At 33.8% G+C, this 4,207-nt stretch carries 3 protein-coding genes; all 3 read right to left on the reverse strand.

What is annotated here, in order from left to right; translation table 11 throughout:
* A partial coding sequence (locus tag ABZA26_RS08995; protein ID WP_372714185.1) for a sigma-70 family RNA polymerase sigma factor occupies positions 1-736 on the reverse strand: 736 nt, incomplete at its 3' end.
* A 91-nt stretch (positions 737-827) separates the two neighbouring features.
* The gene (gene rpoD, locus ABZA26_RS09000) at positions 828-2,054 is read right to left on the reverse strand and encodes an RNA polymerase sigma factor RpoD (protein ID WP_372714186.1); all 1,227 of its coding nucleotides are present in this window, start codon (positions 2,052-2,054) and stop codon (positions 828-830) included.
* A 17-nt stretch (positions 2,055-2,071) separates the two neighbouring features.
* Positions 2,072-3,865 carry a DNA primase gene (dnaG, locus tag ABZA26_RS09005; protein WP_372714187.1) on the reverse strand — a complete coding sequence of 598 codons (1,794 nt, stop codon included), beginning with the start codon at positions 3,863-3,865 and terminating at the stop codon, positions 2,072-2,074.
* Between the last annotated feature and the right edge of the window lie 342 nt (positions 3,866-4,207).

Genomic DNA, 4,207 nt, shown 5'->3' on the forward strand with positions numbered 1-4,207 from the left:
CTCCCTGATCAGGTTCATTGCCGTCTGCAAATCCCCCTACACCTATTTCAGAGGCCTCTTTCATTTTCTCCACATCATCTTGTGACAAGTTCAATCCTACTGCTATTTCTTGGTAACTTGGTTTTTTATTGTTTTTTTCAATAAATTTATCTTCGAATATACTTATCTTTTTATTCATCAGGTAAACATAACTCGGTATTTTTATCGCATTTATACGATTGGCTATGGAGTTTATTATCTCTCTTTTTATCCACCATACAGAATAAGATGTAAAGCTGTGCCCCTTGGAAAGATCATATTTGTCTATGGCTGCTATAAGGCCTATTGTCCCGTCTTGTATGAGATCGATGTAATTAACACCTGCTTTGGAATATTTCATAGCAATCTTAGCTACTAGTTTTAGATTGGAAGTTACAAGCATATCCCGTGCATCTTCATCCCCTGCTTGAGCTTTTTTCACTATCTCTTTTTCTTCCTCTCTGGGAATAGGTGTGTAAAGTGATATGTCGTGGAAATACTGCTCTAGGATCTCTTCACTATAATATCCGTCTCCTACACTCTCCTCATATTCTTCTTCACTCTCTCGTACCTCTATACCCTGTTTAAATATGAAGTCAATGAGAGCCTGAAAATCCTTCTCTTCGTTGCACTCTTCACAGACAAATTCTTCAAAATCTTTCTGAAGCAGTACCCCCTCATTAATTTTACCTTCTAATTTATCTATATTTAAAGACATTTTTCATCTCCTTGAAGCAATATTTTTTATTATACACATATAATAATTTAAGAACAAATAAAAATTAGGAGTTTTAACTCCTAATTTTTTTTTACATTCTAAAATCTTCTAATTTCTTTCTTCTGCTTGGATGTCTCAGTTTTCTCAGAGCCTTTACCTCTATCTGTCTGATTCTTTCCCTTGTAACTTTAAATATCTTACCAACTTCCTCAAGAGTTCTAGGGCATCCGTCATCTAGACCATATCTGAATCTCAAGACTTTTTCCTCTCTCTCGCTCAAACTCTGAAGCACATCATCTAGCTGCTCTTTCAAAAGATTTCTGTTGGTTTGTTCATAAGGACTCAGCATTTTATTGTCCTCTACAAAGTCACCTAACTCACTATCTTCTTCGCTTCCCACTGGGGTCTCTAGAGATATCGGGTCCTGGTTCATTTCAAGTATAGCTTTTATTTTTTCAGCTTCCATTCCAAGTCTCTCAGAAAGAACCTCTGGTGTGGCATCCTTTCCGGTTTCCTGGAGATATATTCTGCTTTCTTTCTTTATCTTGTTTATTGTTTCTATCATATGAACAGGTATTCTTATAGTTCTTCCCTGGTCAGCTATAGCCCTTGTTATGGCTTGTCTTATCCACCAAGTTGCATAAGTTGAAAATTTATAACCTTTTGTATATTCAAATTTTTCAACGGCCTTCATCAAACCTATATTTCCCTCTTGTATAAGGTCTAGTAATTTTAAACCTCTGTTTGTATGTTTTTTTGCTATACTCACCACAAGTCTCAGATTGGCCTCTACCAACTGCTGAGTAGCCCATTCGTCCCCTTCAGCAGAATTTTTTGCATGTTCTATCTCCTGCTTATGAGTAAGAAGCGGTACCTGACCGATCTCTCTTAAATACATTTTGATAGGTTCATCCACATCTACCCCGGCACTTATTGCCAAAAGTTTTTCCGGAGACAGTTCCTCTTCAGTCACTTCCTCTATCTCATCAGGGTCAAAATTACCATCTTCTTTTTTATCATCTGTGTCTGAATCAACGTCTTCTGCATCCTCTTCTTCGTCCTCTTCTACTATTATCTTTGGAGTAGATTTTTTCACGGAGGTTTTTACTTCTTTTTCTTCAGACTTTATTTTTGAAAGATCCTCTTTTTTGACGATCTTTATCCCCTGATCGATCATTCCGTTTATAAGGAACTCTATTTTATCAACTGGAAAATCATCCTTTAGTGCTTCATTTATTTCCTCAAAAGTTATAACTTTTTCTTCTATGGACTTTCTTATTAAAGCACGCGCCTTTTCATTTCTAATAAAGTCTTTCATTACTTTAAGTGCCTCCTCTATATATTAAAAGTTTTGAATTCACGATAAAAATTTTTCAATTCTTCCAGATCGGTATCTGCTTTTTCTATATTTTCACTTATTTTTCTTATTTTAAAAAAAGAAACTATATCTCCGTGGATTTTATATTTTTCAAGAGCCTCTTTTATCTCTTTTCTAAACCACCCTAAATATACCTCCCTAAAATCCTTAATAAGTTTTTTTTCATCTGAATATTCAATACTTGATGCTGCTATTTCTAAAATCTGCCTTTTTTCTTCCTCTTCAAAAGAATCACTATTTAAAATCAACTTTACACCATTTTCAGACAATTTCTCCTCTTCATAAAAGACAATAATTTTATGAAAAAGGTTACTTTTTATTTTTTTATTTTGAAAATAAGAAAAATATTCTGGTTTTGAAAGTATTATTTTCAGTGTATCCATTTCCAACTTATCGATTGTTTCACTGCGGCTTTTGTCATACTCTTTCCGGTTATAAATCTCACTTTTGATCTTCTTTTGGCTTTTTTTATTATTGACAATAAGAATATCATTCAAAAGCTCTTTTGCAATCCCCAAGGACTTTGATAGTTTGTCTACATAGAGACTTTTTTCCAGGTCAGTTTCCACAGCCTGAAAGAAATCTTTAAACCTGTCCACAAAATTTTGTTTAGCCATTAAATTTGTCAGGTCATATTCCTTGGCATAAAATTCATAGAGATAGTCAAATATCTCCTTTGACTCTTTTACACATTTCAAAAATTCATTTTTACCATATTTTTTCAGAAACTCATCGGGATCTTTGGCATTTTCGAGTTCTAGTACTCTTATATTGAATCCGTGGGATTTAAGAATGACCCCGGATTTCTCAGCTGCAACTCTCCCTGCATTATCCATATCAAAAGCCAATATAACATTAGAGGTGTACCTCTTCAGCAATTTTGCCTGATCTTCTGTAAAAGCCGTCCCCAGAGAGGCTACCGTCACATCAAATCCAAAGGAATGAGCAGACAGTACATCCATGTATCCTTCCATGACTATTGAATATGCTTTTCTTCTTATTGTGTTTCCCTTTTCTTTTATTCCGTATAAATTCTGGCCCTTATGAAAAACCGGGCTTTCTGACGAATTGATATATTTAGGTATATCCTTTCTGTCTTCCAGGCTTCTTCCACCAAAAGCTATTACATTACCTGAAGGTGAGTATATAGGAAACATAACTCTGTCTCTGAAAGAATCATAATACCCCTTTTCTCCCTCTTTCACTAATCCCAATGTTACTATATCATTGATGTCATGACCTTTATTTAAAAGATGGTCATAAAGGTTATTCCACCCTTTAGGTGCAAATCCAATTTTGTTTTCAGAGATAAAATCAGGTTTAAGTTTTCTTTTTGATAAGTACTCCAGCGCATCTCTGCCTTCATTGGAGAATATCTTCTCACAAAAATATTCAAGTGCATCATTTAAAATATCATAGTATTTTTTATTTGTATCTCTTAGTACATCATACCCCTTTACAGGCTTCACCTTGATCTTATATTTTTCAGAAAGATCCTTAACTGCTTGTCCAAAGGGGATTTTATTGTAGTCTGAGTAAAATTTTACAGAATTACCGCCAGCACCACAAACAAAACATTTACATATGTTTTTAGAGGGGCTGACTACAAATGAGGGGTTGTTGTCCTTATGAAATGGACAGAGACCCTTAAAGTTAGCTCCTGCTCTCTTTAAGTCTACATACTCTCCCACCACTTCGACTATATTTAATTCTTCGATCAATTTATCTATATCTTCGGAATTATATCTCATTACTCTCCCCATTTTTTTATCAAATACAAGACCTCAAAAACTTCAATAAAATCAAAGTCGGTACTTTATATTATAATATATTTTTTATATTTTATCAATGATTTGAGCTTTATTTTTGAGCCCATCTGTAAAGAAAAATATACGGATTCGTAGTTCTGAATACGGCTTAAAAGTAGTGTTTAAAAACAAAGTGACTTGAATCAAAAAAGTTTCGCCAAAGTAGCGAAACTTTTTAGTAGTTTTTAATAAATAATGTTTATTTTATTAATTAAATAAAATGTAATATAAAACCTTTTTTAAACGAAAAGAGGTACTAAAACAAGTGAAACAATGGACATCAAC

Source organism: Ilyobacter sp. (assembly GCF_041583315.1).
Taxonomy (GTDB): domain Bacteria; phylum Fusobacteriota; class Fusobacteriia; order Fusobacteriales; family Fusobacteriaceae; genus Ilyobacter.

Excerpts from the sequence above, each read along its gene's own strand:
- rpoD (WP_372714186.1), bottom strand. The coding sequence starts at position 2,054 with ATGAAAGACTTTATTAGAAATGAAAAGGCGCGTGCTTTAATAAGAAAG.
- dnaG (WP_372714187.1), bottom strand. The coding sequence starts at position 3,865 with ATGAGATATAATTCCGAAGATATAGATAAATTGATCGAAGAATTAAAT.